The organism is Sphingobium sp. LF-16 (assembly GCF_003711185.1).
Taxonomy (GTDB): Bacteria; Pseudomonadota; Alphaproteobacteria; order Sphingomonadales; family Sphingomonadaceae; genus Sphingobium; species Sphingobium yanoikuyae_A.
Genome location: NZ_CP029335.1, coordinates 1,675,117 through 1,701,568 on the forward strand (window position 1 = coordinate 1,675,117; position 26,452 = coordinate 1,701,568).

At 66.0% G+C, this 26,452-nt stretch carries 22 protein-coding genes, 1 other RNA gene, 1 pseudogene and 1 other annotated feature; of the genes and pseudogenes, 11 read left to right on the forward strand and 13 right to left on the reverse strand.

The window, feature by feature from the left end:
* Positions 1-29: 29 nt before the first annotated feature.
* Positions 30-1,685 (reverse strand): hypothetical protein, encoded by a 1,656-nt coding sequence (locus DIZ22_RS07850; protein WP_048936879.1) that lies wholly within the window; start codon positions 1,683-1,685, stop codon positions 30-32.
* A gap of 253 nt (positions 1,686-1,938) precedes the next feature.
* Positions 1,939-2,319: a hypothetical protein gene (locus DIZ22_RS07855; RefSeq protein ID WP_004207460.1), complete on the reverse strand. Its 381-nt coding sequence runs from the start codon at positions 2,317-2,319 to the stop codon at positions 1,939-1,941.
* Positions 2,320-2,482: 163 nt separating this feature from the next.
* Between DIZ22_RS07855 and DIZ22_RS22060 the strand changes: the two genes are divergently transcribed.
* Positions 2,483-2,668 (forward strand): hypothetical protein, encoded by a 186-nt coding sequence (locus DIZ22_RS22060; protein ID WP_159078612.1) that lies wholly within the window; start codon positions 2,483-2,485, stop codon positions 2,666-2,668.
* On the opposite strand, the gene ssrA is transcribed toward DIZ22_RS22060, so the two are convergent.
* Positions 2,619-2,973: a transfer-messenger RNA gene (ssrA, locus tag DIZ22_RS07860) on the reverse strand. The two genes, DIZ22_RS22060 and ssrA, sit on opposite strands and share 50 nt — an antisense overlap.
* A 24-nt stretch (positions 2,974-2,997) precedes the next feature.
* On the opposite strand from ssrA, the gene DIZ22_RS07865 reads away from it, so the two are divergent.
* Positions 2,998-3,762, forward strand: coding sequence for an NRDE family protein (locus DIZ22_RS07865; RefSeq protein ID WP_048937045.1), 765 nt, complete (start codon positions 2,998-3,000; stop codon positions 3,760-3,762).
* Between the two features lie 515 nt (positions 3,763-4,277).
* Here DIZ22_RS07865 and DIZ22_RS07870 read toward each other — a convergent pair.
* From DIZ22_RS07870 to DIZ22_RS07880, 3 genes are all read right to left on the reverse strand, one after another.
* Positions 4,278-4,619 (reverse strand): gamma-glutamylcyclotransferase family protein, encoded by a 342-nt coding sequence (locus DIZ22_RS07870; RefSeq protein ID WP_048936881.1) that lies wholly within the window; start codon positions 4,617-4,619, stop codon positions 4,278-4,280.
* Positions 4,620-4,636: 17 nt separating this feature from the next.
* Positions 4,637-6,034 (reverse strand): aldehyde dehydrogenase family protein, encoded by a 1,398-nt coding sequence (locus tag DIZ22_RS07875; protein ID WP_048936882.1) that lies wholly within the window; start codon positions 6,032-6,034, stop codon positions 4,637-4,639.
* A 174-nt stretch (positions 6,035-6,208) separates the two neighbouring features.
* Positions 6,209-6,613, reverse strand: a complete 405-nt coding sequence (locus DIZ22_RS07880) for a cupin domain-containing protein (protein WP_048936883.1) — start codon at positions 6,611-6,613, stop codon at positions 6,209-6,211.
* 76 nt (positions 6,614-6,689) lie between these two features.
* Between DIZ22_RS07880 and DIZ22_RS07885 the strand changes: the two genes are divergently transcribed.
* Complete coding sequence (locus DIZ22_RS07885; protein WP_048936884.1) at positions 6,690-9,104, forward strand: RNB domain-containing ribonuclease; 2,415 nt, start codon at positions 6,690-6,692, stop codon at positions 9,102-9,104.
* Between the two features lie 130 nt (positions 9,105-9,234).
* Here the strand turns inward: DIZ22_RS07885 and DIZ22_RS07890 are convergent, their stop codons facing one another.
* A complete protein-coding gene (locus DIZ22_RS07890) occupies positions 9,235-9,849 on the reverse strand; it encodes a hypothetical protein (protein WP_164488869.1) in 615 nt (204 codons plus the stop codon).
* 117 nt (positions 9,850-9,966) lie between these two features.
* Between DIZ22_RS07890 and DIZ22_RS07895 the strand changes: the two genes are divergently transcribed.
* Complete coding sequence (locus DIZ22_RS07895) at positions 9,967-10,557, forward strand: aminodeoxychorismate/anthranilate synthase component II (protein WP_007708936.1); 591 nt, start codon at positions 9,967-9,969, stop codon at positions 10,555-10,557.
* A gap of 72 nt (positions 10,558-10,629) precedes the next feature.
* Here DIZ22_RS07895 and DIZ22_RS07900 read toward each other — a convergent pair whose 3' ends face one another.
* Together DIZ22_RS07900 and DIZ22_RS07905 are read right to left on the reverse strand one after the other, a co-directional pair.
* The gene (locus DIZ22_RS07900; protein WP_080993534.1) at positions 10,630-12,120 is read right to left on the reverse strand and encodes a SulP family inorganic anion transporter; all 1,491 of its coding nucleotides are present in this window, start codon (positions 12,118-12,120) and stop codon (positions 10,630-10,632) included.
* Positions 12,121-12,183: 63 nt separating this feature from the next.
* Positions 12,184-12,239, reverse strand: a sequence feature (sul1 is cis-regulatory element that is thought to sense ions involved in sulfur or methionine metabolism; They are found in Alphaproteobacteria).
* A gap of 156 nt (positions 12,240-12,395) precedes the next feature.
* Positions 12,396-14,159: a chloride channel protein gene (locus DIZ22_RS07905; RefSeq protein WP_122928086.1), complete on the reverse strand. Its 1,764-nt coding sequence runs from the start codon at positions 14,157-14,159 to the stop codon at positions 12,396-12,398.
* Positions 14,160-14,291: 132 nt separating this feature from the next.
* Here DIZ22_RS07905 and trpD point away from each other — a divergent pair, with 132 nt between their 5' ends.
* The 5 genes from trpD to lexA all read left to right on the forward strand — a co-directional run bounded on the left by trpD (position 14,292) and on the right by lexA (position 18,517).
* Complete coding sequence (trpD, locus tag DIZ22_RS07910; protein ID WP_048936888.1) at positions 14,292-15,284, forward strand: anthranilate phosphoribosyltransferase; 993 nt, start codon at positions 14,292-14,294, stop codon at positions 15,282-15,284.
* On the forward strand, positions 15,281-16,072 hold the full coding sequence (trpC, locus tag DIZ22_RS07915; RefSeq protein ID WP_048936889.1) for an indole-3-glycerol phosphate synthase TrpC: 792 nt from the start codon (positions 15,281-15,283) through the stop codon (positions 16,070-16,072). Before trpD ends, trpC begins: the two co-directional genes overlap by 4 nt.
* Complete coding sequence (gene moaC, locus DIZ22_RS07920; RefSeq protein ID WP_048936890.1) at positions 16,069-16,554, forward strand: cyclic pyranopterin monophosphate synthase MoaC; 486 nt, start codon at positions 16,069-16,071, stop codon at positions 16,552-16,554. The genes trpC and moaC overlap by 4 nt, the downstream gene beginning before the upstream one ends.
* A complete protein-coding gene (glp, locus tag DIZ22_RS07925; protein WP_048936891.1) occupies positions 16,551-17,735 on the forward strand; it encodes a gephyrin-like molybdotransferase Glp in 1,185 nt (394 codons plus the stop codon). The genes moaC and glp overlap by 4 nt, the downstream gene beginning before the upstream one ends.
* A 104-nt stretch (positions 17,736-17,839) precedes the next feature.
* A complete protein-coding gene (lexA, locus tag DIZ22_RS07930) occupies positions 17,840-18,517 on the forward strand; it encodes a transcriptional repressor LexA (RefSeq protein WP_048936892.1) in 678 nt (225 codons plus the stop codon).
* 2 nt (positions 18,518-18,519) lie between these two features.
* On the opposite strand, the pseudogene DIZ22_RS22370 reads toward lexA, so the two are convergent.
* Positions 18,520-20,641: pseudogene (locus tag DIZ22_RS22370) on the reverse strand (ComEC/Rec2 family competence protein); the annotation flags it as partial.
* A gap of 19 nt (positions 20,642-20,660) precedes the next feature.
* Here DIZ22_RS22370 and gltX point away from each other — a divergent pair.
* Positions 20,661-22,133: a glutamate--tRNA ligase gene (gene gltX, locus DIZ22_RS07940; RefSeq protein WP_169861118.1), complete on the forward strand. Its 1,473-nt coding sequence runs from the start codon at positions 20,661-20,663 to the stop codon at positions 22,131-22,133.
* Between the two features lie 20 nt (positions 22,134-22,153).
* Positions 22,154-23,440, forward strand: a complete 1,287-nt coding sequence (locus DIZ22_RS07945; protein WP_010336542.1) for a citrate synthase — start codon at positions 22,154-22,156, stop codon at positions 23,438-23,440.
* Positions 23,441-23,501: 61 nt separating this feature from the next.
* Here DIZ22_RS07945 and DIZ22_RS07950 read toward each other — a convergent pair whose 3' ends face one another.
* The 3 genes from DIZ22_RS07950 to DIZ22_RS07960 all read right to left on the reverse strand — a co-directional run bounded on the left by DIZ22_RS07950 (position 23,502) and on the right by DIZ22_RS07960 (position 26,393).
* Positions 23,502-23,843, reverse strand: coding sequence for a gamma-glutamylcyclotransferase (locus tag DIZ22_RS07950; RefSeq protein ID WP_048936894.1), 342 nt, complete (start codon positions 23,841-23,843; stop codon positions 23,502-23,504).
* Between the two features lie 76 nt (positions 23,844-23,919).
* A complete protein-coding gene (locus DIZ22_RS07955) occupies positions 23,920-25,311 on the reverse strand; it encodes a HAMP domain-containing sensor histidine kinase (RefSeq protein ID WP_048936895.1) in 1,392 nt (463 codons plus the stop codon).
* Positions 25,308-26,393 carry a DUF2336 domain-containing protein gene (locus DIZ22_RS07960; protein ID WP_048936896.1) on the reverse strand — a complete coding sequence of 362 codons (1,086 nt, stop codon included), beginning with the start codon at positions 26,391-26,393 and terminating at the stop codon, positions 25,308-25,310. The genes DIZ22_RS07955 and DIZ22_RS07960 overlap by 4 nt, the downstream gene beginning before the upstream one ends.
* Between the last annotated feature and the right edge of the window lie 59 nt (positions 26,394-26,452).

Sequence of the window (26,452 nt, forward strand, 5' to 3'; positions counted from 1 at the left end):
GTCCCGCCCCGCATCAGGTCCGTCCCGTCTTAGAGCGGGATCGAGGTGCAGGCGCGGCGCGCGGTGCTGGTGCTGTCAAACGGCGCGTAGGCCGAGTTGCAGGTCCAGCCGGCGAACCAGGTGTCGTTGGCGTCCTTGACCGCGCCGACATAGGTCGTCGTGTCGAAGAAGCTGTCCAGCGTCTTGGCGTCGATCGCGGTGGCGGCGGTTTCGGCCGCACCGTTGATGAACACCGCGCTCAGCGAGGCCGTGTAGGCATCATTGTTGTTGTTGCCGCTGAAGATCGCGGCGACATCGGCGGCGGTGTAGGCGGTCGAACCGCTACCCGAACCGATATATTTGGTCGCGTTGCACTGCATCAGCACCGAACGGGCGGTCAGCGTGGCGCGGGTCGCGGCAGTGCCGGTACCATGCAGGCGGACGCACTCGTTGTTGGGCGACACGACGATGCCGTTCACCAGCGACAGGTCGCTGTTGCCGCGGTTCAGGATCGATGCCTGGTCATTGGCTTCGTTGTTGCTGCTGACCTGCGACTGGATCGCGGTGAAGTTGGCGACGATGGTGTTCTGGCGCGGGGTATCGCTTTCCAGACCATTGCTGTCGACTTCCATCAGCGCGTCGCCCTGGCCCGGACGCTGCACGATCAGCACATATTGGAAGCGGCCCTGGATGCCGGTGTCGGCGTCGAGGCTGTCGTCATCCGCGCCGGTGGCGATATAATGCTTCATGTGGACCGTGCCGCCGAAGAATTCCGCGCCGTCGTCCGAGCTGTTGAAGCTCTGGATATAGTCCAGCGTGGTGGCGCTGCCGGTGCCTTCGGTCGTCAGCGCCTGCAGCTCCGAGTTGGAACCCAGAACATAGCCCGAATAGCGGATCTGCACATATTTCATCGTGCCCGCATTATAGGTGTCGTCACGACCACCATAGACGGCCGGATCGGCCGAACCTTCGGTCTGGCGCTCGCAAGTGTCTGCGCCAACGGAACCGCCGCTGTTGCAGTCGGTGACGCGCGCACGGCCCATCAGCACGACGCCGCCCCACTGGCCCATCGAGTTTTCAGTCGAGTTGCCGTTGATATTGTCGCGGCTGGTGAAGATGATCGGCGCGCTGGCGGTGCCGACGGCGTTGATCTTGTTGCCGCGGTTGACGGCCAGCCAGCTCGTGCCGGTGCCGCCATAGACGATGACGCCCGGCTCGATGGTCAGGGTGACGTTGGTGTCGGCGGTCAGTTGGCCACCGACCAGCGTGAAGCCGTTGGCGGTGGTGCAGCCCACGGTCGAGCTGGTGACGGGCGCCGAGGCGGTGGGCGCAGCAAAGCCGCTGTCGCAGCCGACGTCGACGCGGCCCTTCATCTGATAGACCAGGCCGGCGATCTTGGGCAGGGTGATGCTCTTGGCGATGATCGAAGGCAGCGTGCAGACGCGCCAGGCATCACCGTTCGAGCTGGAGATGGTGCCTTCGTCGGTCAGGCCCTTGGGGTCGGCGATCGTCGGGCAGCCGGCAGCCGGGGTAACGCCGGTCGGGGTCGGCGTGGGGGTCGGCGTCGGCGTGGGGGTCGGCGTCGGGTTGATGATGACGTCGCCACCGGTGCCGGGCGAAGCGATGTCGTCCGCGCCGCAGGCAGCCAGCGCCGCGCAGGCGCAGCCCGCCATCAGGATATTATGGATACGGTTGATCTTGGCCATGTCGTCTCCGCTCCGGCTTCTGCCGGGTTTGTTGCGATGCGGAGCGCAAGGGGGAAAAGCGAATCGGACAACGCCCCCTGTCGCCCTCGGAAGCGGCAGGTAGGCGCGGTAAATGACAGCCTCATTTTCCTTTTATGACATATCGGGGTCGATAAAATTACAGTTCAAAGACAGTGGCCCAACCGCCACAGCCAACAGAAAGGGGCGCCGTCCACCGGACGACGCCCCTGCGCGAGCCACTGAAACAGGGCGTTCAGCGCATCGCATAGCTCGTATTCAGGCGGGCCGAAGCGCGCTGCGCAATCGAGCGCGAGGATTCCTCGCTGCCGTCGGCCAGCACCAGCGTCATGTCGGGCACGCGCGCAACCGCAGCATAGGCCTCACGCGCATCGCTAGTGCGCCCCATCCCCGCATAGGCATTGCCCAGGTTGATCAGGCGCGCCGGATCGTTGATGGTGTCGGGCCAGACCGCCTGCAGCTTGCGGGCGGCCTTGTCGAAATCATGGGCGAGCAGCGCCGACGCGGCCAGACCCGCATCCGGCACGACGCTGACGATCACGTCATCCGCCGCCGACGCCATGGCCGGCACTGCCGAAGCCAGAAGAAAGCCCGCAACTGCCGCCGCCTTGAACATCGATTTTCTCCGAAAAAAACTTTCCAACATAGCCGGAATTATTTCATCTTGATGACATCGGCACAAGATCAGGCATGGGCGTCGATTCCATTTTATATAGACGCAATTTCATTGCCTTATGCGTTTTTCACATCAGTGTCATAAAAGTGAAATCGAATGCGGCATGCAAATTTTGTTCGATTCGAATCGCATCATGGACCCGCAAAAAGGCCATGCGCCGCAAGCGGCGTGGCCTGAAAAAAACATCGCTGATGGATTGGGTCCGGAGGCTTCTGTTGCCCGGCGCCTCCGGGGGCCGCTGAATTCCCTTCTGTTGCCCGGTGGGTTCAACCGCGCTATTTTAGAGTAATGTCAGGCCGTGAGGCCCTCAATTACGCTGCAATGGCGAGTGCTTCGTTATCGTTGGCACTTGTGAGTTTTGCACAGTTTAACGGCTTACACGGGCCGGGTAAAAGCATCGCCTTTGAACACACGTCGATCCTAGTTCGGCCCCATCAGACACCCCGCCAGACCAAAGGCCTTCCGGGACATGTGGTGGAACCGCCGGGTACTGCCCCCGGGTCCGCTGCGTCTATTATACGACACGATTTATCACCATAGCCGGGCGAGCCCGGCACCCCCTATATGGCGGCGGCCGCGCGATTTATCAAGCCGGTGTTGCAGGATGGAGGCGGCATTATGTGTATCGTAGCACTGGCCTGGCGGGCGCACCCGCGCTGGCAGCTTGTCCTGATCGGCAATCGCGACGAATATCATGCCCGCCCCGCCGCCGCGATGGCGCGCTGGGACGATCGGCCGGGGCTGATCGCCGGGCGCGACCTGCAATCGGGCGGCACCTGGCTCGGCGCGGACGAGGATGGCCGCGTCGCCGTCATCACCAATTTGCGCGGTTTCGGCGATCCCCTGCCCGACCGCGCCTCACGCGGCGCACTGGTCACCGACCTGCTGACCGGCAGCGGCACCTATGCCGATCCTAACACTGCGGCACTCGACGATTTCAACCCGTTCAACCTGCTGCTCACCGACCGCGACCGGCTCCTCTTCCTCACCAATCGCCCCGAACCCCAGCGCAGCCTGCTCGCACCCGGCCTCTACGGCCTTTCCAACGGTCCGCTCGACCAGCCCTGGCCCAAGACGCTCGCGCTCAAGGAAGCGATGCTGCAATGGCTGGTCGCCGGCGCGACCGATCCGGAAAGCCTGTTCGACGCCCTGCGCCGCGAGACCCTGCCCGCCACCGGCATCGCCCCGGCCACGCCGTCCGACGCCCCGCTGGAGCCGCCCCTCTCCCCCATCTTCATCCGCAACCCCGTCTATGGCACACGCTGCAGCAGCGTCGTCGCCATCGCCCCGGACGGCACCGGCCTGGCGCTGGAACGCCGCTTTGACGCGCGGGGCGAGGTCACTGGCAACAGCCGCATCGTGTTCCATTGGCCGGCGGCCTAGCAGCGAGGATATGTTCTGCCGGCCTAGAAGCGACCATTTTGGAGCGTTTAGCTGTGGGCGAACCTTCCTACTAGCGGACGATGAGCCTGCTCGATAGAGTATCGCATGGCTCCGAAAGATTACGCTCTTCTGTCATTCTTGATACCGATACTCGTCGCTATTTCCTTAGTTAATAGCCGGATGCGATTGGCTGAGCTAAATCGGCGAATATGGATGGGGGTGGCCTTTTTCTGTATTGCACCATTGATATTCATAGCAATGATGTTGATACCGACGCCTGATAACAGCGAGTCCGATATATCGATCAGAAACATCGTTGTGATGGGGGTGGCTTCTGCATTCAGCGGCACCCTACTATTGGCTATTCTTCTTATTTCGGGCGGTCTGTTTCAGACTTTTAAGCGTTGGCGATATTATTGAAAGAAGGGCCGTTAACGGCTTGACCTCGCCCAAAGCCGCCAGTCCCCTAACCACCCATCCCCGCCATTCCATATATGTGCCTTGGCGCTGCCAGCCTAAGCCCCCTTGTCCCCATAGACAAAGGCCCGCCGTCCCGACCGCAGCAGCACTTCGCGCCGGACATAGTCGACCTCATAGGCGTCGGCGCTGGCGACATCTGCTTCCGTCAGGCGGAACAGTATTCCCTCCACCGCGTCCTCGGGACTATCGCTCGGCTCGACCATCGGGTGCCAGCGCGTGCCGCTCTTGGCAATCACGTCGGGGTCGCTGATCTCGATCATGCGCTGGCGATAGCCCGACATCGCATCCGGCTCCCCTTGCACCAGCCGACCGAACAGCGCCATCTGCACCTCCGCCAGCCGCAGCGTGCCATAGGAAAATAGCAATATCTCGGTCATCTGCGCGCTCCTTCCGCTCAGCCCAGAGCCGCGTTGACGATGCGGATCTGGGTGAATTCCTCCACCCCGGCCAGCCCCTGGTGCCGGCCGATGCCCGATTGCTTGGCGCCGCCGATCGGCACGTCGAAGGGCAGGTCGAACAGCCGGTTGACCCAGACCAGCCCGCTGTCGATCCGCGCCGCCATCGCCTGCCCGCGCGCCGCATCGGCGGTCCATACCGACGCGCCCAGCCCATAGGGACCGTCATTCACCCGGCGGACCAGTTCCTCCTCATCATCATAGGCGAGCAGCGGGATGATCGGCCCGAACTGCTCCTCCTGCACCAGCCGCGCCGCGTCGGGCAGGTCGGTAACGATGGTCGGCGCAATATAATAGCCGGCTCCCTCCATGGGAGCACCGCCATGCAGCACCCGCCCCTGCGCCCGCACCTCCGCCAGCAGGTCGATCAGCCGCGCATATTGCGCCGCATTCTGCACCGGGCCGATGGTCGTGCCGGCCGCCCGACCGTCGCCGATCACCGCCCGCTGCGCGCAGGCAACCAGCGCCGCGCCCAGCGCCGGCATCAGCGCGCGCGGCGCATAGATGCGCTTGACGCCCAGACAGACCTGCCCGGCATTGCCCATCGCCCCGTCGAACAGGATCGGCGCCACCGTCGCGACATCGGCATCGTCCAGCAGGATCGCCGGATCATTGCCACCCAGTTCCAGCGTGAAGCGCTTCACCGTGTTGGCCGCCGCCGCCATCACCCGCCGCCCGGTCGCGGTCGATCCGGTGAAGCTGACATGGGCGATTCCCCGATGCGCGGTCAGCATCGGCCCGACATCGCCGGCATCGCCCAGCATCTGCACCACCCCGGCGGGGAAAATGTCGGCCGCCAGCGCGCCCAGCATCAATGTCGTCAGCGGAGTCGTCGGCGCGGGCTTGGCGATCACGACATTGCCCGCGATCAGCGCCGGCGCGAGCTTGAGCGCCAGCAGCAGCAACGGATAGTTCCACGGCACGATCGCCGCCACCACGCCCAGCGGATGGCGCTGCTCGACCACGCGCTCGGTCGCGCTATCCTTCAGCACCACCGGCTCCAGCCGCAGCCCGGCATGATAGCGCAGCGCCGCCACCGCTCCCTCTATCTCGCCCCGCGCCTCGGCCAGCGGCTTGCCCTGTTCCTGCGTCAGACATGCGGCGAAATCCTCGGCCCGGCCCTCCAGCGCATCGGCCAGCGCCGCAATCCGCGCGCCACGTTCGGCGAAGTCCAGCGCGCGCCAGCCGGCGAAGGCCCGCTGCCCGGCCGCGACCGCCCGCTCCACCTGCGCCGCATCGGCACAGGGCGCGGCGGCAAAGACCTGCCCGTCCGCCGGATTGACAAGGTCGATCGCGCGCGCGCCATCGACCAGCTCACCATCGATAAGAAGCTGCATACCGCCCCTCTACCGGCAAGCCTGTCCTACAGCCAGCCCGACGGGCTAGAATGTCGCCATGTCCTGCGTCCGCGACACGAACAGCCTCCTCCCCGACCCCGCAACAAGATTTCCAACAATTGTTCCAAAATATCAGAATGTGCAGGAAATATGCGAAGTTAAGCGGGGAATTTCCTATTTTTCCGTCGGTGCCTCGACCCGGTCGCCATGGCTTTTGGGCGTCGAATTGACCAGGAAATCGACCGGCGCGCCGCTCCTGTTCTGCGCCCGGTGCGGCACGCCCGGCGGCACTTCCAGCCCCTGGCCAGCCTTCAGCACATGGGTCACCCCGCCCGCCTCCAGAGTCAGCTCGCCCGACAGGACATAGAAAAATTGCCGCGCGCGCTGATGATAATGGCGCATCTCCGCCCCGCCCGGCACGATCCGTTCCTGGATCACCGACATCTCGTCGCGCTTCACCAGATGCCAGCCATCATTGCTGCCGCCCCAGACATAATGTTCGGCATTGGCCTTATCCATCGGCGTGATCGGGGCATCAGGCGCGGCAGCCAGCAACAGGGGGAGAAGCAATATCGTCATGCCCGTTCCAACGATCCGCCACCCCCATCCCGCCATGCCACTGGCGCCCTTGCCCCCTGCCCCCTATAGCGGAGCCATGGCATCGACCCAGAAGCAGAAGAAAGCGGCCCCGGCCCGCGCGAAAGTCCGTCCCGCCGGGTTCCCCACCCGGCAGCAGGTGATGGACTTCATCACCGAGTCCGACACCCCGGCCGGCAAGCGCGAAATCGCCAAGGCGTTCGGCCTCAAGGGGCAGGAAAAAATCGCGCTCAAGGCGCTGCTCAAGGACATGGCGGACGAGGGCCTGCTCGACATCGGCCCGGCCCGCGCCTTCCACAAGATGGGCGGCGTGCCCAAGGTGACGGTGCTGCGCATCGTCGATGTCGACGACACCACCCTGATCGCTACCCCCGAACGCTGGGAGGCCGAAGGCCAGCCCGCGCCCCGCATCCGCGTGGTCGAACGGGGCAAACGCGGCGCCCTGACGATCGGCGACCGCATCCTCGCCCGCACCGAGGAAGCGGGCAAGGGCTGGCTCGCCCATCCCATGAAGAAGCTCGCCAAGGCGACCGAGATGCTGCTCGGCGTGGTCGAGGAAATGGCCGACGGCAAGCTGTGGCTGCGCCCGGTCGACAAGCGCATCCGCAAGGATACGCCGATCAGCGACATCGGCACCGCGAAGAAGGGCGATCTGGTCCTGGCCGAGCCGACCGGCCGCCCGCCGCGGATCAGCGCGCGCGTCACCGACATTCTGGGCGATCCCTTCGCCCCGCGCAGCTTCAGCCTGATCGCGATCCACAAGCATGGCATCCCGCATGTCTTCCCCGAAGCGGTGGAGGAGGAAGCGGTCACCGCATCGAAGCTGCCGCTGCATGAGGACAAGCGCGAGGATCTGCGCCATCTGCCGATCGTCGCGATCGACCCGGTCGATGCCCGCGACCATGACGATGCCGTCTGGGCCGCGCCGGACGAAGACCCCGCCAATGAAGGCGGCTACAAGGCGATCGTCGCGATCGCCGATGTCAGCTACTATGTCCGCCCCGGCAGCGCGCTCGACCGCGAAGCGCGCAAGCGCGGCAACAGCGTCTATTTCCCCGACCTCGTCGTGCCAATGCTGCCGCACCAGCTCTCGTCCGACATGTGCTCGCTGCGCGCCGGGCAGGACCGCGCCGCCATGGCCTGCCATCTGGTGATCGATGCGCAGGGCAAGGTGAAGAGCTTCCGCTTCTCCCGCGCCATCATCCGCGTCGCCGCCGTCCTTGCCTATGAAAATGCGCAGGCGGCGATCGATGCTCTTTCTTCCGTTCGCCCTGAGCCTGTCGAAGGGCAGGGCCGAGCCGAAGGCGAGGTTGCTTCGCCTGCGGCTCAGCAAGCGGCTTCGACTTCGCTCAGCCCGAACGGAGTGGATCTGGTGGAACATGCCCTGAAACCGCTCTGGGCCTGCTGGGCGCTGCTGCGCAAGGCCCGCGAAAAGCGCGATCCGCTTGCGCTCGACCTGCCCGAACGGCGCGTCGTCCTCGACGAATGGGGCAAGATCGTCAGCGTCGCGGTGCGCGAACGGCTCGACGCCCATATGCTGATCGAGGATTATATGATCGCCGCCAATGTCGCCGCCGCCAAGGCGCTGGAGGCGAAGAAGGCGCCGGTCATGTACCGCGTCCATGAAACGCCGGGCCGCGACAAGCTGGTCGCGCTCAAGGAATATCTCGCCACCTTCGACATCGACTTCGCACTTGGCCAGGTGATCCGCCCGTCCACCTTCAACCAGCTGATCAAGAAGGTCGGCGAGTCGGAGGAGAAGGAGCAGATCATGACCCAGATCCTGCGCTCCCAGACCCAGGCCTATTATGCGCCGCAGAATATGGGCCATTTCGGGCTGGCGCTGGGCAGCTACGCCCATTTCACCTCACCCATCCGCCGCTATGCCGACCTTCTGGTCCATCGCGCGCTGGTCGGCGCCTATGATCTCGAACTGCCCGCGCCCAAGGACAGGGCGATCCCCGACCGCTCCTCCCTCAGCCAGGAGGATTATGAGAATATGGGCCGGGTCGGCGAGATGATCTCGGGCCATGAGCGCCGCGCGATGGAGGCGGAGCGCGAGACGATCGACCGCTATGTCGCCGCCTTCCTGTCGGCCCATGTCGGCGAAGTGGTGAAGGCGCGGATCACCGGCGTCCAGAATTTCGGCTTCTTCGCCACGGTCGAGGGGCTGGGCGGCGACGGCCTCGTGCCCGTATCGACGCTGGGCGCCGAACATTTCTTCTTCGACGAAGCGGGCAAGGCGCTGCAGGGCGTCGAAAGCGGCGACCGCTATACGGTCGGCCAGCGGCTGGAACTGCGCCTTGCCGAAGCCGACCCGATCAACGGCGCGCTGCGCTTCGAACTGCCCGACAATCCGGCCCCGCGCGGCAGCCCGCTGAAACGCGACCGCACCCGCCCGAAAATCCACCGCGGCCGCCCCACCAACATCCGCCACATCGGCAGCAGCCGGGGCAAGCACAAGAAACGCTAAGGGATGAGCGGCGGAGCGCTGGCGCCACTTACATCGTCATGCCAGCGAACGCTGGCATCTCACTTTTCTTCAGGCCCAAGAGAAGAAGAGAGATCCCAGCCTTCGCTGGGATGACGACATCATCAAGCGATCATTTATCGCCTGGACCGGTTTCATGGCCTATGAAACCCAAAGGATAGCCGGACACCGTTGCAGCATTCGTCAGGCACCAAAAACTGTCCTGATCCATGCTTCCCGCCAGCAAAACATCCTCGTCAAATGTGGCCATTCCGCCCATCGGCTTGAGCGCGTGTGCAGCTTTCTCTCCGCACAGATTTTCGAGCGTTCGCGCAAATGCCGCGATGTCCGATTTCCGCGGATCATAAACCGGCAAATGATCCAGCAAGCCGCGCTGGGCCAACCAGGCCCGCGCATCGACCTTGGCCTGTTCGCGCGACAGCCGCCAGTAGATTGCCTGATATGCGTCCTTCGACGGGGCAGGAAAAATAACGTAATAGCTTGTGCGGATTGAGGCACGCGCCACACATTCCAATTGCCCGTCGCCGATGGTCGCTACGCTGGGAATGTCGATGACATCTTCCTGCAGCATGTCGTCAGACTTGACCTGCGCAGTTTCAAAGCCACATGCGACGACTTGCTGGAGCGCCACCTCTGGCTTCACCATTTCCGGAAATGCACTCGAACCAGCACCGGGGACGACCGCCAGGAATGCCGCAGAGACGAGATGGAGCGATTGAAATAGCATAGACCGGTGTCGTTACAACTTGCGTCGATGCTCTCAAGCAATTTGTTGCCAGCAATCAGTGCTTCTCTCGACCATCCCCTTCCCCCCATCGTCATCCGCGCCTATAGGCTGTGTCCCATGATCCTCGTCATCGACAATTATGACAGCTTCACCTGGAACCTGGTCCATTATCTGATGGAGCTGGGGGCCAAGGTAGAGGTCGTGCGCAACGACGCCATCTCGGCGGGCCAGGCCCTGTCGAGCGGGGCCAAGGCCTTTCTGCTGTCGCCCGGTCCCTGCACCCCCAATGAGGCGGGTGTCAGCCTGGATCTGGTCGCGGCCTGCGCCGATGCCGGCGCGCCGCTGCTGGGCGTGTGCCTCGGCCATCAGGCGATCGGCCAGCATTTCGGCGGCAAGGTGGTGCGCGGCGGGCTGATGCACGGCAAGACCTCGCCGGTGCGCCATGACGGCACCGGCCTGTTCGCCGGCCTCCCCTCGCCCTTCACCGCGACCCGCTATCACTCGCTGATCGTCGAGGATATTCCGGCCGACCTGGTGGTCAACGCGACCAGCGAGGACGGATCGGTCATGGGCTTCCGCCACGCGACCCTGCCGATCCATTCGGTCCAGTTCCACCCGGAAAGCATCGCGACCGAACATGGCCATGACATGCTGGCCAATTTCATGAAGATCGCCGGCATCCCGGTCCGCGAGCGCGAGGCGGCGTAAGCCCGCCTCCGCCGCTTCACTCTTCTCCATCATCCCGACGTCTGTCAGGATGACGGCGGGGCAGGCCGCATGTCAGTGCGGCACCGCCCCCGTCTCCACCCCGGTCTTGTCGTGCAGGGCCAAGCGGTCGACGATGTCGGCGCTCGCCCGGTTATAGCCGACCACCTCGACCATGCGCCCTTCGCGCCGCAGCCGGGCGATGATCTTGTCGAGCGCGCCGACGCCCGAAATATCCCAGAAATGCGCGCCCGACACGTCGATCAGCACATGGGTCGCGCTTTCCTCGCCGGTGAAAGCGCGGGTGAAGCGATCGACCGAGGCGAAGAAGATCTGGCCAGTGACGCGATAGGTCGCCCGGCCATCGGCCTCGCTGCGCTCCACCGCGAACATGCGCTGCACCTTGGCGGCGAAGAAGATGCCCGACAGCAGCACGCCGGTCAGCACGCCCAGCGACAGGTCGCGGGTCGCCACCACGACCACCACCGTCGCCAGCATGACGGCCGAGGAGGTCGGCGGGTGCCTCCGCAGATTGGCGATCGAGGCCCAACTGAAGGTGCCGATCGACACCATCACCATCACCGCGACCAGCGCCGGCATCGGGATACGCCCGACCCACGGCCCCAGCACCGCCAGCAGGAACAGCAGGAAGGCGCCAGCGACGAAGGTCGACAGCCGCCCGCGTCCGCCGGACGTGACGTTGATCACCGACTGGCCGATCATCGCGCAGCCGCCCATGCCGCCGAACAGGGACGCGACGATATTCGCCCCGCCCTGCCCCATGCATTCGCGCTGCTTGTCGCTATCGGTGTCGGTCATGTCGTCGACGATCTGCGCGGTCAGCAGCGATTCGAGCAGGCCGACCGCCGCCATCGTCACCGAATAGGGCAGGATGATGCGCAGCGTGTCCCAGGTCAGCGGCACCTGCGGCAGGGCAAGGCTCGGCAGTCCTTCGGGCAGCCGCCCCATGTCGCCGACCGTATGGACCGGCAGGCCCAGGCCGATCGACAGCGCGCTCAGCAGCAAAATCGCGACCAGCGGCGCCGGCACCGCCTTGGTGATCCGGGGAAAAAGATAGATGATGGCGAGGCCAGCCAGCACCATCGCATAGGTCTGCCAGCCAACGTTGGTGAGCTGCGGCAGTTGCGCCACGAAGATGAGGATCGCCAGCGCATTGACGAAGCCGGTGATGACCGATCGCGACACGAACTGCATCAGCAGGTCGAGCCGCAGCAGCCCGGCAATGATCTGCACCACGCCCATCAGGATCGTCGCGGCGAACAGATATTCCACGCCATGCTCGCGCACCAGCGGCCCGACCAGCACGGCAACAGCAGCGGTCGCGGCCGAGATCATCCCCGGCCGCCCGCCGATCAGCGCGATGGTGATGGCGATCGCGACCGAGGCATAGAGGCCGACGCGCGGGTCGACCCCGGCGATGATGGAAAAGCCGATGGCTTCGGGGATCAGGGCGAGTGCGACGACGATGCCGGCCATGATGTCATGGCGCGCCGTCCGGGCGTCGCTGAACCATTGGCGGCGATAGCGGCTGAAAAATTGGGTCATGTCGAAAATCCACATCAGGTCACATGGCGCCAACGCGGGCGCGTTCTCGATAATCATGTGTGATGTTGTCCGGCGGATCGGCGGCCGGAATAGCCACCCGGAATTTCACCGGGTCCATGCGAATGGCCGCCTTCTACAGCCCTGCCCCGCCAATGCAACCCCGGCCCGCGCCCCCGCCCGGACGCCCTACGGCGATATACTGTGGGAGGCCGGGTGGGGGCGCGGGCCGGTGCGGCACCGAAAATGCGCCCTTCCGCGCATTTTCCAAGAAAGCCCTATCCCTCGCCGAACAGCGCCCGCTGCGAACTCTCAATCTCCTCGAAATAGCGCCGCCGCGCATGTTTCTCGGTCAGCACGCCCAGCACCAGCCCGCTTTCGTCCACCACCGCCAGCTCGTCCGCCGCCGCCTTGTCGAACAAAGGCAGGATCGCGCGAATATCCGCGTCAGCCCGCAGCGAGATATCGGCCATCGTTGCCAGCGGCGCGATCGGCGCATCTTCCGCCAGTTCGGGGCGATAGGCCGCCGCCGTCGGCACGATGCCGCGATAGCCGCCCGCACCGTCGATCATGATCGCCTTGCTCGCCGACCCCAGCGGCACGAGCGCACGAAACTGGCCGACGCTCATCGTATCGGGCACCGACACCCAGTCGCGCCGCATCATCCGCCCGGCGGTCAGGTTCATCACCCAGCCAATGTCGCGCGGGCTGCGGATGGTCGATCCGCGCAGATGCAGCCGCCAGGTGGAGAAGGAGTAGCCGAACATTTCCCGCGTCACCGCGCTCGACAGCAGCGACGCGGTCAGCACCACGCCCATCAGCTGGAAATCATGGGTCGTCTCCAGCATCAGCAAGCCCAGCGTCATCGGCCCGCCGACGATCGCGACGCTCAGTGCCGCCATCCCCACCAGCGCCGCATCATTGGGGTCGAGCGACCAGCCGATCCCGACAATGTCGACGATCTGCGCGAAAATCTGTCCCGCGAGCGATCCCAGGAACAGCGACGCAAAGAACAGCCCGCCGCGAAAGCCGAAGCTCAGGGAAATCACCGACGCCGCGATCTTGAGGCACAGGATCATCAGCAGCACCGTCCAGTCGGGCAGCAGGATGAGGTTGAGGTGCAGCGCGCCATGGCCCGCCGACAAGGTCTGCGGCGTCAACCAGGCGAGCGGCATCAGCAGCAGGCCGCCGATCACCGGCTTCCACCGCCCCGGCCAGGTCCAGCCCTGCACCCGCATCTCGGCAAAGGTCACCATCCGCATGATGAGGATGCCCAGCCCCGCGCAGATCAGGCCCAGCAGCGCATAGAGAAGATAGTCCGCCGTCCCCAATATCCGGTCCGCCGTGGTCGCGATCAGCCAGGGTTCGACGCCGAGCGCGCGCGTCACGAAGGCAGCGCTCAGGGCCGCCGCCACAACCGGCGCGATCGCGGCCGGCGTATAATGGCCAATCACGATCTCGAACGCATAGAAGGCGCCGGCCAGCGGCGCGCCGAAGGCCGCGCCCACGCCCGCCCCTGCGCCCGCGCCGACCAAAGTGCGCAGATCATTGCGCCGCAGCTTCAGCCATTGCCCCAGCAGCGACGCGACGCCGCCGCCCATCTGCGCATAGGCCGCCTCCAGCCCGACCGAAGCACCCGCCCCGTTCGACAAGATCGTCTGCCCCGCGATCACCAGATTGTCGGCCATCGGGATGCGCCCGCCATGCAGCGCATTGGCCTCCACCACGTCGATCAGCGGCCGTTGCGGCCGTTGCCGCCGGCGCAGCAGCCGTGCCAGCAGCACCAGCGCCAGCCCGCCCAGCGGCAGACCCAGCAGCCGCCAGGGATGGCGGATCTCGCCCAACGCGCTCAGCCGGTTGATGCTGACGCCATAGAGCAGTTCCTGAATGCCGTGCGCCATCAGCTGCAACAGGTTGGTGATCAGCCCCGCCGCCACGCCCGCCAATATGGCGAGCAGGATGAAGGCCGCCTCGCTCTCGCGCAACCGGCGGCGCTGGCGGATGGCAAGGCTCCAGAACAGGGTCGACCAGGAACGGTGCATGGTTTCTCCGACAACGCCCCTTTGGCCTGCACGTCAAGCCAATTGCCGGGCCACGCAACAAAATTCCAATTGGCGGGCAAATAGCATGTCGCCCTCGACTTTCGCGCGCGGCCGGGACTAAAGGCTTGGCCCATGACCCTGTTGCCCGATCCCAGCGCGCCCCTGGCCGCCGACGAAGCCGCCCGCGCCTTCGACCTGCTGTTCGACGCCGACCTGTCGGACGAGGCGATCGCCGGCTTCCTCGTCACAATGGCGCGGCGCGGCGAGACCGCGACGGAAATCGCCGCCGCCGCCCGTGCGATGCGCGCCCGGATGATCCCGGTCGACGCGCCCGACGGCACGATCGACGTCTGCGGCACCGGCGGCGACGGCCATCATACGCTCAATGTCTCGACCGCCGTCAGCCTGGTGGTGGCCGCCGCCGGCGTGCCGGTCGCCAAGCATGGCAATCGCGCCGCCTCGTCCAAGGCGGGCGCCGCCGACACGCTCGAAGCGCTGGGCCTTGATCTCGATCGCGCCGCCGCCACGGCGGAAGCGACGCTCAAGGATCTGGGCATCTGCTTCCTGTTCGCACAAAATTACCATCCTGCGCTCAAACGCCTCGGCCCGGTCCGCCGGTCGATCGGCGAACGCACCATCTTCAACCTGATGGGGCCGCTCGCCAATCCCGCCAATGTCCGTCGCCAGCTCGTCGGCATCGCCCGCCCCGCCTATGTCCCCATCTATGCCGATGCGCTCGGCCAGCTTGGCGCGACCCATGCGATGATCGTGTCGGGCGACGAGGGCCTCGACGAACTCTCGCTCGCCGGCGGCAATGACATTGCCGAGGTGACGGCCGACGGCGTGGTCGCGATGCGCCGCCTGACCGCCGCGGACCTCGGCCTCTCGACCCAACCCGTCACCGCCATTCGCGGCGGCGACCCGGCCCATAATGCCGCGGCGCTCCGCGCCCTGCTCCAGGGCGAGGCCGGTGCCTACCGCGACGCCGTGCTGCTCAACGCCGCCGCCGCTTTGGTGGTGGCTGACGCTGCCCATGATTTCCAGGAAGGCGTCGAACAGGCCGCCGAAGCGATCGACAACGGCCTTGCCAACGCGCTCCTCAATTGCTGGATTGCCTATCAATGACCAACAAGCTCATCGAAATCTGCGATTTCAAGCGCGAGGATGTCGCCCGCCGCAAGGCCGCGACCACGATCGCATCGCTCCACGCCCGCGCCAGCGAGCAGACCCCGCCGCGCGGCTTCCGCAGGGCGCTGGACGATGCCGCCCGTTCGGGCTTCGGCCTGATCGCCGAGGTGAAGAAGGCCAGCCCGTCGAAGGGGCTGATCCGCGCCGATTTCGATCCGCCGGCCCATGCGGTGGCCTATGCCGCCGGTGGCGCTGCCTGCCTTTCGGTGCTGACCGACGAGCCCTATTTCCAGGGCCATGACGATTATCTCATGGCCGCCCGATCGGCCTGCGCGCTGCCGGTGCTGCGCAAGGATTTCATCGTCGACCCCTGGCAGATCCTCGAAAGCCGCGCGCTCGGCGCCGACGCGATCCTGATCATCGTTGCCGCGCTGGACGACGCCCAGATGCAGGAGATAGAGGACGCCGCGCTTGGCCTTGGCATGGATGCCCTGATCGAGGTGCATGACGAGGCCGAACTGGAACGCGCGCTCAAGCTCCGCTCGCGCCTGATCGGCGTCAACAACCGCGACCTGCGCGATTTCAGCGTCGATTTCGCGCGCACTTATGAACTGGTCGGCAAGGCGCCCGATGGCTGCACCTTCGTTGCCGAAAGCGGCCTTGGCTCGCATGCCGACCTCACCGCCATGGCCGATCATGGCGTGCGCTGCTTCCTGGTCGGCGAAACCCTCATGCGCCAGGCCGATGTCGAGGCGGCGACCCGCAACCTGCTGACAGGCGCATGACCGGCCTCACCCATCTCGACGAGGATGGCGCCGCCCGCATGGTCGATGTCTCGGCCAAGGCCGTGAGCGCGCGCGAGGCGGTGGCCGCCGGCCGCATCACCATGGCGGCCGACGCTGCGCAGGCGATCGCCGCCGGCCTCGTCAAGAAGGGGGATGTGCTGGCCGTGGCCCGCGTCGCCGGCATCATGGCGGCCAAGCGCACCGCCGAACTGATCCCGCTCTGCCATCCGATCCCGCTGAGCGCCGTCACCATCGACTTTACTCTCCACGATGACGGCGTCACCGTCACCGCAACCGCGCGCACCGCTGGCCAGACCGGGGTGGAGATGGAGGCGCTGACCGCCGCGACCGCCGCCTTGCTCACCGTCTATGACATGGCCAAGGCGCTCGATAAGGGCATGATAATCGGCGATGTTCGCCTGCTCGCCAAGCGCGGCGGCAAGTCGGGCGACTGGACCGCGCCGGAGAGCAGCGACCGATGAGCCTGATGCCGGTCGCGGACGCGCAGGCGCGGCTCCTTGCCCTCGCCGATCCGTTGCCAGCCGAATATGTGCCCGTCGCCGCCTGTGCCGGTCGCTGGCTCGCCACCGACATCAGCGCACTCCGTAACCAGCCCTGGGCCGATCTTTCCGCGATGGACGGCTATGCCGTGCGCGCATCCGAAGGCGCCGGGCCGTGGCAACTGGTCGCCACCAGCAGCGCGGGCGACACCAATATCCCGGCCCTGCAACCGGGCCAGGCCTGCCGCATCTTCACCGGCGCGCCCTTGCCGGCCGGCGCCGACGCCATATTGATCCAGGAAAATGCCACGCGCGATGGCGACACACTGACCGCGCATGACGGCATATTGACGTCCGGCAGGCATGTCCGCCTGCTCGGCTCAGACTTCCGCGCCGGCACGCCGCTGGTCAGCGCCGGCAGCCGCCTCACGCCGGGCCGGATCGCGCTTGCGGTGCTGGGCGGCCATGGCAGTCTGCCCGTCGGTGCTCGGCCGCGCATCGCCCTGCTCTCGACCGGCAATGAGCTTGTCCCCCCCGGCGCGCCGACGCCGCCGGGATATCTCCCCTCGTCCAACGCGCCGATGTTGGCCGCCCTGCTCGCCGCCCTGCCCTGCGACGTGATCGACCTCGGCATCGTGCCTGACGATCTTGGCGCCATGACGCAGGCGCTGGAACAGGCGGCACAGGCCGACATCATCGTCTCGACCGGCGGCGCCTCGGTCGGCGACCATGACTATGTCCGCCCCGCCTTTGCGGCCGCCGGCGGCACGCTCGATTTCTACAAGATCGCGATGCGGCCGGGCAAACCGCTGATGGCCGGGCGCCTGGGGAACGCCACCTTCCTCGGCCTGCCGGGCAATCCGGTCTCCGCTTTCGTCACCGGCACCCTCTTCCTCTGCCCGCTGGTCCGCCATCTCGCCGGATCGCGCGCGCCGCTGCCGCCGGTCGTGCAGGCCCGCCTTGCCGCCCCACTCGGCGCGACGGCGGAACGCGACGATTATCTGCGCGCCTATCGCGGCGCCGACGGCATCGTCTCGGTCACCGCGCAGGACAGCGCCGCTACAGCCGCCATGGCGCTGGCCGACTGTCTGATCCGCCGCCCGGCCGGTTCAGCCCCCGCCATTGCCGGCGACATGGTCGACATCATCCCCCTGACCGCCTGACTATCTGACCGCCTGACCGGCAAAAGCGGCGCATGGCTTAACGCGCTTGACTTGCCCCTTTCCGTTTCCTATGCGTTCTTCATTCGTTCCATGGAGGACCGCCGATGTTGACGCCCAAGCAGCAGGAATTGCTGAGCTTCATTCAGACCCGGCTGGAAGAAGGCGGCGTGTCCCCTTCGTTCGAGGAGATGAAGGACGCGCTCGACCTGCGCTCCAAGTCCGGCATCCACCGGCTGATCAATGCGCTGGAGGAACGCGGCTTCATCCGCCGCCTGCCCAACCGTGCCCGCGCGCTCGAAGTGCTCAAGCTGCCCGACGCGATGCACCGCGCGCCCGCGCCGGCCATTCCGACGCCCAAGGTGTCGGCTCCGGCCGTGCTGCTGCCGACCGCCGCCAATGACGTGATCGAAATCCCGCTGCACGGCCGCATCGCTGCCGGCGTCCCGATCGAGGCGATGGAAAGCCATACCATGCTCTCCGTCCCCGCCGCCTTGCTCGGCTCGGGCGATCATTATGCGCTCGAAGTGTCGGGGGACTCGATGATGGAGGCCGGCATTCTCGACGGCGACTTCGCGCTGATCCAGCGCACCGAAGTCGCGCGCGAAGGCCAGATCGTCGTCGCCCTGATCGACGACGCCGAAGCGACGCTCAAATATTTCCGCCGCGAAGGCAGCCGGGTCCGGCTCGATCCCGCCAATGCCGCCTATGAACCGCAAATCTACGATCCGCGCCAGGTCCGCATCCAGGGCAAGCTCGCCGGCCTGCTGCGCCGCTACAACTGACCGGCCGTTCGGGGCCGGCGGCGCACGATCCACGGATGCGCGTCTCCGGGCCGATGGACGGTGTGAACTTTGCCGCTTTCAAGGCCAATCGACAGGCCGCCGGAGCGTGACAGCAGCCGGCGGTCGATCTTCATCCAGCGCGGCCGGCACCACCAGGGCAGGCCCCGGTCGCTGATGACGATATCGGCCGCCGCGCAATCCCGCTCCAATATCGGCCGGTCGACCAGCATCGCATTGCGCGTCACCAGCAAATGCCAGTCGCGCCCGTCCCGTGGCAATGTCACCGCGCACAGATCGGTCGAACAGCGCGCCTGCGGCATCTTCGCGATCGCCTCCAGCGTCCCGTCATAGCCCGCGCTCTCGCTCAGCACGTCGCGGACATAATCGCCCACGCCCTCGCGCAGCAGCGCCATCGTCCCCGTCGGTGTTCGCACCGCGACATGTTGTCCGTCGCCGGTTACAACGATGTCGGGCGGCGCCAGCAGCGCGATGCCGATCAGGCCGATTGCGATTGGCCCCAACCCCAGCCAGCGCCAGTGACTGCGCCACAGCAAGCACCACAGACCACCAACGACAATGATCCCGAAAATCCAGCCCGGCACCGCCGGCGCCAGCATCACCGCCATCGGGCTGGCCGCCACGCCATGCGCCACCGCCAGCAACAGCGCGATCGCCTTGGTCGTGAGCCACCAGAAGGGCGCGCCCAGCCCGACCAGATCGAAGCCCAGCGCCAGCGCCTCCAGCGGCATGATGACGAAGGTGGTGAGCGGGATCGCGATCAGGTTGGCCACCGCACCCAGCAAACCTGCCTTGTGAAAATGGAAAAGGGCGATCGGCGCCAGCACCAGTTCGATGGCAAGGCCCGTCATCAGCATCGCCGCCACCGTCCGCCCGGCCTTGCGCAACCAAGGCTCGTCCCGCGCCATCGCGAACGCCTTGAACCACCGATGCTCGCCCAGCGCCACCAGCGCGACCACGGCAGCAAAGCTCATCTGGAAGCTCGGCCCGATCAGCGCCTCCGGCCAGAAGACCAGCACCACCAGCGCCCCGGTCGCCACCAGCCGCAAGGTGATCGCCTCGCGCCCCAGCGCCAGCCCGCCCAGCACCAGCAGCGCCGCGATGCAGGATCGCACCGTCGGCACCTCCGCGCCCGTCAGCAGCGTATAGCCGATCCCCGCCAGCGCGCCCCCGGCCGCCGCGATCAGCATCAGCGGCCAGTCCAGCGCCGCGCGCGGGATCAGCGCCAGCAGGCGCAACAGCAGGAATATCACCGCCCCGATCAGCGCCGTCACATGCAGCCCGCTGATCGACAGAAGATGGGCAAGGCCACTGCGCCGCATCGCCTCGGCATCCGCTTCGGCAATCGCGCCCTGATCGCCGGTCGCCAGCGCCACCGCAATCCCCGCCGGTGCGCCCGCCACCTGCCCGCCGATATGATCGAACAGTCGCGCCCGCAGCGTCGGCCCCTCGCGCGCCTGCTCCACCATTTCGACCGGCGCCAGCGCCCGCCCGGTCGCCCCGATCCCCTGGAAATAAGCACGCCGCGCGAAATCGAACGCCCCCCGGCACGCTCGGCGGCGCGGGCGGCATCAGGCGCACGCGAAAGCGCAGCACCGCCCCCTTACCCAGTCCTTCGGGCACATCCGCCTCCGCGATATTCACTCGGATCGCCGCGGGCAGCGCTGGCGCCTCGATCGGCCGCAGCCCCACGCGCACCATCTGTTGCGCCGGCAGCTTGGCCACCGCCGTCACCGTCCCCGTCACCTGTACGAATATGGGACGGGCCAGCGGCGGCTGACCCAGCCATGTCGCCTTGCCCCAGACCAGCAGGCAACCAACACAAGCCAGCAAGCCGCCCGCCACCAGCATATGCCGCAATCGCGCGCCCACCGGCAGCAACAGCGCCAGACAGGCCAGCCCCAGCGCCGCGCAGCAACTGGCCAGCCAGTGTGCCGGTCCCGGCAGTACGAACCAGCCGGCAATGCCCGCGCCCAGCGCCACCGGCACCCACAAGGCGAGCTGTTCGCGCTCCACCTCCAGCCATTGTTCGATCCGCGCAAATCCATTGTGCGCAATACGCACCGTCCTGCGCCCAACGGACGTTTGTCGTGGCTCAAAAGCCATGCTAGGGGGCGTCGCATCCATGGATCAGGCAGGAAGAATGTCAGCGAATATGACGGCAAGTGCAACGGGATTGAACAAGCAGGTGGTGACCCGTTTCGCCCCGTCGCCAACGGGCTTCCTGCATATTGGCGGCGCCCGCACCGCGCTGTTCAACTGGCTGTTCGCGCGCCATCATGGCGGCAAGTTCCTGCTCCGCATCGAGGATACCGATCGCGCCCGCTCCACCGAGGAAGCCGTGGCAGCCATCTTCGACGGTCTGGAATGGCTGAACCTGGGCGGCGATGAGCCGGCCGTGTTCCAGTTCGAGCGTACCCCGCGCCATGCCGAGGTCGCCAACCAGCTGCTCGCCAATGGCCATGCCTATCGCTGCTATGCGACGCAGGAAGAGCTGGCCGAGCTGCGTGAACAGCAGCGCGCCGCCAAGCAGCCGATGCGCTATGATGGCCGCTGGCGCGACCGTTCGCCGGAGGAAGCGCCCGAAGGCGCCCCCTTCGTCATCCGTATCAAGGCCCCTCGGACCGGTGAAACGGTCATCGAGGATGCGGTCCAGGGCCGCGTCGTGGTGCAGAATGCCGAGCTGGACGACATGATCCTGCTCCGGTCGGACGGCACCCCCACCTATATGCTGGCCGTCGTGGTCGACGACCATGACATGGGCGTCACCCATGTCATCCGCGGCGACGACCATCTCAACAACGCCTTCCGTCAGCTGGCCATTATCAAGGCGATGGGCTGGGAAGAGCCGGTCTATGGCCATATCCCGCTGATCCACGGGTCGGACGGCGCAAAGCTGTCGAAGCGCCACGGTGCGCTCGGCGTCGACGCCTATCGCGACGAGATGGGGATGCTGCCCGAAGCGGTACTCAACTATCTGCTGCGCCTGGGCTGGGGCCATGGCGACGAGGAGATCATCTCGATCGAGCGCGCCATCGAACTGTTCGATATCGACGGCGTCGGCCGTTCGCCCTCGCGCTTCGACATCAAGAAGCTGGAAAATCTGAACGGCCATTATCTGCGCGAGGCCGATGAGGCGCGCCTGGCCGCTCTGGTCGCCCCGCGCGTTGAGTCGCGTCTTGATACGCAACTGAATGACGCCCAGCGCGATATTTTGACCCAGGCGATGGTTTCGCTCAAGCCGCGGGCCAAGACACTTAACGAAATTGCAGAAGGCGCGGAGTTTCTGTTCAAATCTTGCCCGCTCGATTTTGACGAGAAGGCGTCTGCTCTGCTAGATGAACCCGCGCGTGAGCTGCTGAAAAAGACAGCCGACGCTCTCCAGCCCGTCCAGTCCTGGACGGTTGAAGCGATCGATGAAGTGATACGCCGCGTGGCAGAGGATGCGGGGCTTGGCCTGGGCAAGGTGGCACAGCCGCTTCGTGCGGCGCTCACCGGGCGCACGGTCTCGCCGGGTATTTTTGATGTCCTCTTCCTTCTGGGGAAAGAGGAAAGCTTGAAGCGACTGACCGCTGCGGGGCACGTGGTGGCCGGTTGACGGCAGTTAAGGAGAAAAACATGTCGGATAATAATGCCAGTTTGACCGTTGGCGGAGAGGCCAAGGACTATGCCATCATGGATGGTACCGTCGGTCCCCAGGTCATCGACGTTCGCAAGCTCTACGCCAACACCGGCATGTTCACCTACGATCCGGGCTTCACCTCGACCGCCAGCTGCGAGTCGGGCCTGACCTATATCGATGGCGACGCCGGCGTGCTGCTGCACCGTGGCTATCCGATCGGCCAGCTCGCCGAACAGTCCAGCTTCATGGAAGTCTGCTATCTGCTGCTGAACGGCGAACTGCCTTCGGCCAAGGAACTGGCCGAGTTCACCAACACCATCACGCGCCACACCATGGTGCATGAACAGCTGACCGCCTTCTTCCGCGGCTTCCGTCGTGACGCCCACCCGATGGCGATCATGGTCGGCGTCGTCGGCGCCCTGTCGGCCTTCTATCATGACTCGACCGACATCAACGATCCGGAACAGCGCCGCATTGCGAGCCACCGCCTGATCGCCAAGATGCCGACGATCGCTGCGATGGCGTACAAATATTCGGTGGGTCAGCCCTTCGTCTATCCGCGCAACGACCTCAGCTACACCGCCAACTTCCTGAACATGACCTTCTCGGTCCCGGCGGAAGAGTATAAGATCGATCCGATCGTCGTCGACGCGATGGACAAGATCTTCACCCTGCATGCCGACCATGAGCAGAACGCGTCGACCTCGACCGTGCGTCTTGCCGGTTCGTCGGGCGCCAACCCGTTCGCCTGCATCGCGGCCGGCATCGCTTGCCTGTGGGGCCCGGCGCATGGCGGCGCGAACGAAGCCGCGCTCAACATGCTGCGCGAAATCGGCACCGTCGATCGCATCCCGGAATATATCGCCCGCGCCAAGAACAAGGACGATCCGTTCCGCCTGATGGGCTTTGGCCATCGCGTCTACAAGAATTACGATCCGCGCGCGACCGTGATGCAGAAGACCGCGAAGGACGTGCTGGAGAAGCTGGGCGTCAACGACCCGATCTTCGACGTCGCCAAGGAACTGGAGCAGATCGCCCTCAACGATCCCTACTTCATCGAGAAGAAGCTCTACCCGAATGTCGACTTCTATTCGGGCGTGATCCTCTCGGCGATCGGCTTCCCGACCGAAATGTTCACCGTGCTCTTCGCCCTCGCCCGCACCGTCGGCTGGGTCGCGCAGTGGAACGAAATGATTTCGGACCCAGCGCAGAAGATCGGCCGTCCGCGTCAGCTCTACACCGGCCCGACGCAGCGCGACTATGTCGCCGTCGACAAGCGCTAAGACGCGGTCACAAGAGACAAGAGGAACGGCGCCCCATCGGGCGCCGTTTTTCGTTTAGGGCTCAGCCGCCTACCCCTGCATGGACATAGATCCAGGCCGGCACGCGCCCCTGATCGGTAACCACATCGATCGCGACACGGCGATAATCCGCCCCCTCGAACGCATCGAGCCGCGCCCAGTGCGCCGGCAGGTCGGACGACCGGAACAGCTGAACCGGCACCGCCGCACCGCCCTCGTCGGGAATGAAGGCGGGAAAGCCCATCGACGCGGCCCAGCCATGCGCGACCAGATGGCCGGTCACATGCCCTGCCTGCCAACTGCCCTGCAGTTCCGCCAGTTGATGATGATTGGCCCGTCCGGGCGCCAGCGTGCCATAGGTGGCCAGGCAATGCGATCTGTCCATGCCACCACCCTATCGGGGCAGCATCGGCCGGACAAACAAGCGCTCTTTATCTCATATAAGCGCGATCGCGCGCCCGTCAGTCGAGCACCGGCAGCGTCAGGATGAAGCGCGCGCCCTCGCCCGGCGTGCCGCCAACGCTGATGTCGCCGCCCATCGCCCGCGCCAGCTTGCGCGAGATATAGAGGCCCAGCCCGCTACCGCCGGGATCGTCACGTCCCAGCCGCTCGAACTTGTCGAAAATCTTCTCGCGATCCTCCAGCGCCACGCCCGCCCCCTGGTCGATCACCAGCACCCGTGCCTGCCGATGCTCCCGCTCCACGACGATGCGCACTTGCGATCCCTCGGGCGAATAGCGCACCGCATTGCCGACCAGATTGACCAGTATCTGCAGCACGCGGCGGAACTCGCCCCTCGCCATCAATATCTGGTCGGCATCCGGGCAATGGATCTTGATGTGCCTATCCAGCGCCTTGACCGTCAGCAGGCCGCCGGCTCGCCGGCCCAGGTCGGCGAGGTCGACATCCTCGATGATCACGCCGAAATCGGGCCGGTCGATCGCCTGCAGATCCGCCAGATCGTCGACCAGCGCCATCAGGTGACGGCCGGCAGTCGCAATATCATTGGCATAATCGGCATAATCGGGCCGCAACGGCCCTTCCAGTTGCGCGCCGATCGTGTCCGCATTGGCGATGATCCGCCCCAGCGGCTGGCGCAGAGACCGGTCGAGCCGCTTGCCGAACTCGCCGGGATAGAGCGACAATTGCGTCGTATCCGCCCGCGCCAGCGCCGGCGGTCGCTCGATCGGACAGGCCTTGCCGCGATAGCCGACCAGATGGCCGGCCAGATCGAACAGCGGAAAGCCCGCCAGCCGCACATGCTGTTCGGGATCATGCACCAATGTCGCGACCTGATCGCGGAAGGCGCGGCGCTGGGTGAAGCCGCGCAGGATCGCCATGTCGCCCTCACCATCGCTCTGCAACTCGAAATAGCTGGAGAAACGGCTACCCGGCATGGGCGGCTGCGTCGGCAATGCGCCCTGCCGGTCGGTCCCGGCAATTGCCATCTGGAACTGCAACTGGGTGTCGATCTGCCAGGTCCAGCCATCGGCCAGCGCCGCCAGATCGGCCTCGCGCCGGCTATGATCGCCGGTATTGGCAAGCGGCGGCCGCTCGCTCCAGTCGACCACCGCCAGCGACACGATGCGCCCGTCCGGCCCTTCGTCGCTGCGCGCCCGTACCCACATGTCGATATCGCCGCGCTCCGCCGCCGCGACCACCGGCCGCGACACCGTGACGCCCAATCGCGCCGCCAACCGCACCACAGCCGCCAGTTGCGGAATGGCGAGCGGCCCCAGCAGATCGCTCCCCGCCTCCCGCTGCAAGGCGAGCAGCGGGGCATCGGCACTCAATAGCGTGCCGTCCGCCGATGCCGTTGCCCGGACGATGGAGGGGTGGAGCGTCATGTTCATCCGGTGACGCGCCGCAAATGATCGAGCTTCGCGCGGAAGGCGGCCGGCGCGCGCAGGGCGCCCACCACGGCTTCCGCCTTCACGTCGCTCAGCAATTGATATTGGTCGGCCTCGGCCACGATCACCGCGTCCGACAGACCCGGCCGCACCGGCCGTAGCGCCAGCAGCAGATGGCGATAATCCGCCCCGGTTCCGCCCAGCGCCCGGCACAGTGTCGCCACCTGCATCACCGGCCCCATGATCAATATGTCCGTCACCTGCGCGGTGCCTAGGCGCAGCCGTCGCCCGGCCAGCGCCGCAAACAGCAGGAAACGCCGCTGCCCCAGCGCCGCGCCCAGAAGGTCGGGCGCATCGGCCTGCGGCCCCAACCGGCGCACCAGCTGGTCGGCCGCCGCGATCGGGCCATTGCTTTCGTCATGGCTGGCAAGCAGCGCCCAGCCCGCCCGCTCGAACGCGCCCAGCAATTGATTGTCCGGCTCCAGCGCGGTGCGCTGCACCACCGCCGCCAGACAGGCCGCTGCAGTCCATACCAGTTCGGCAAAATGTTCGGCCGGCAGATCGGGCCGCATCGGCTGATCCTCGCCCCCCATCGCCTGCCACTGCCCCTCGGCCAGCGCCAGCGCGACGATCGCGTCACCAATTTCGGGATCGTCCGACGACAGGATCGATTCGGCCTCGGGCTGTTCCGGCTGCTCGCCATCGGGGCGCCCGATCTGCCGCAGCAACAGGCTGACCCCCGCACGCATCTGCATATGGGCAAGCAAGGCCGGCCCCAGCAGGGTCGGCTGCGCACAGATGGTCGGCCAGCATAGCCCATCGGGCCAACGTCCCAGCGCTGCCGCAATTGCAGGATCACCCGCCAGGCTCAGCCTCAGCGCAGTCTCGATCGCAGTCAGGCATCCGCCCAGATGACGGCGCGTCTCCGCGATCAGCGCATCATGGCGCGCGCGGTCCTCGACCGGAAAGAAAAAGGCGAGATCAATCGCATGGCCGACGGGCACGGCCGACATGCCGGCCATGACATGTGCCATGGGCCAGCTGTCCGCCATGATGGATCCGGCAAGGGACGTGTGGGCGCTCATGCAAGGCAGCATAACCCCACGTCGTTAAAATGCACTAAACCCTGACAGCAAAATCAACG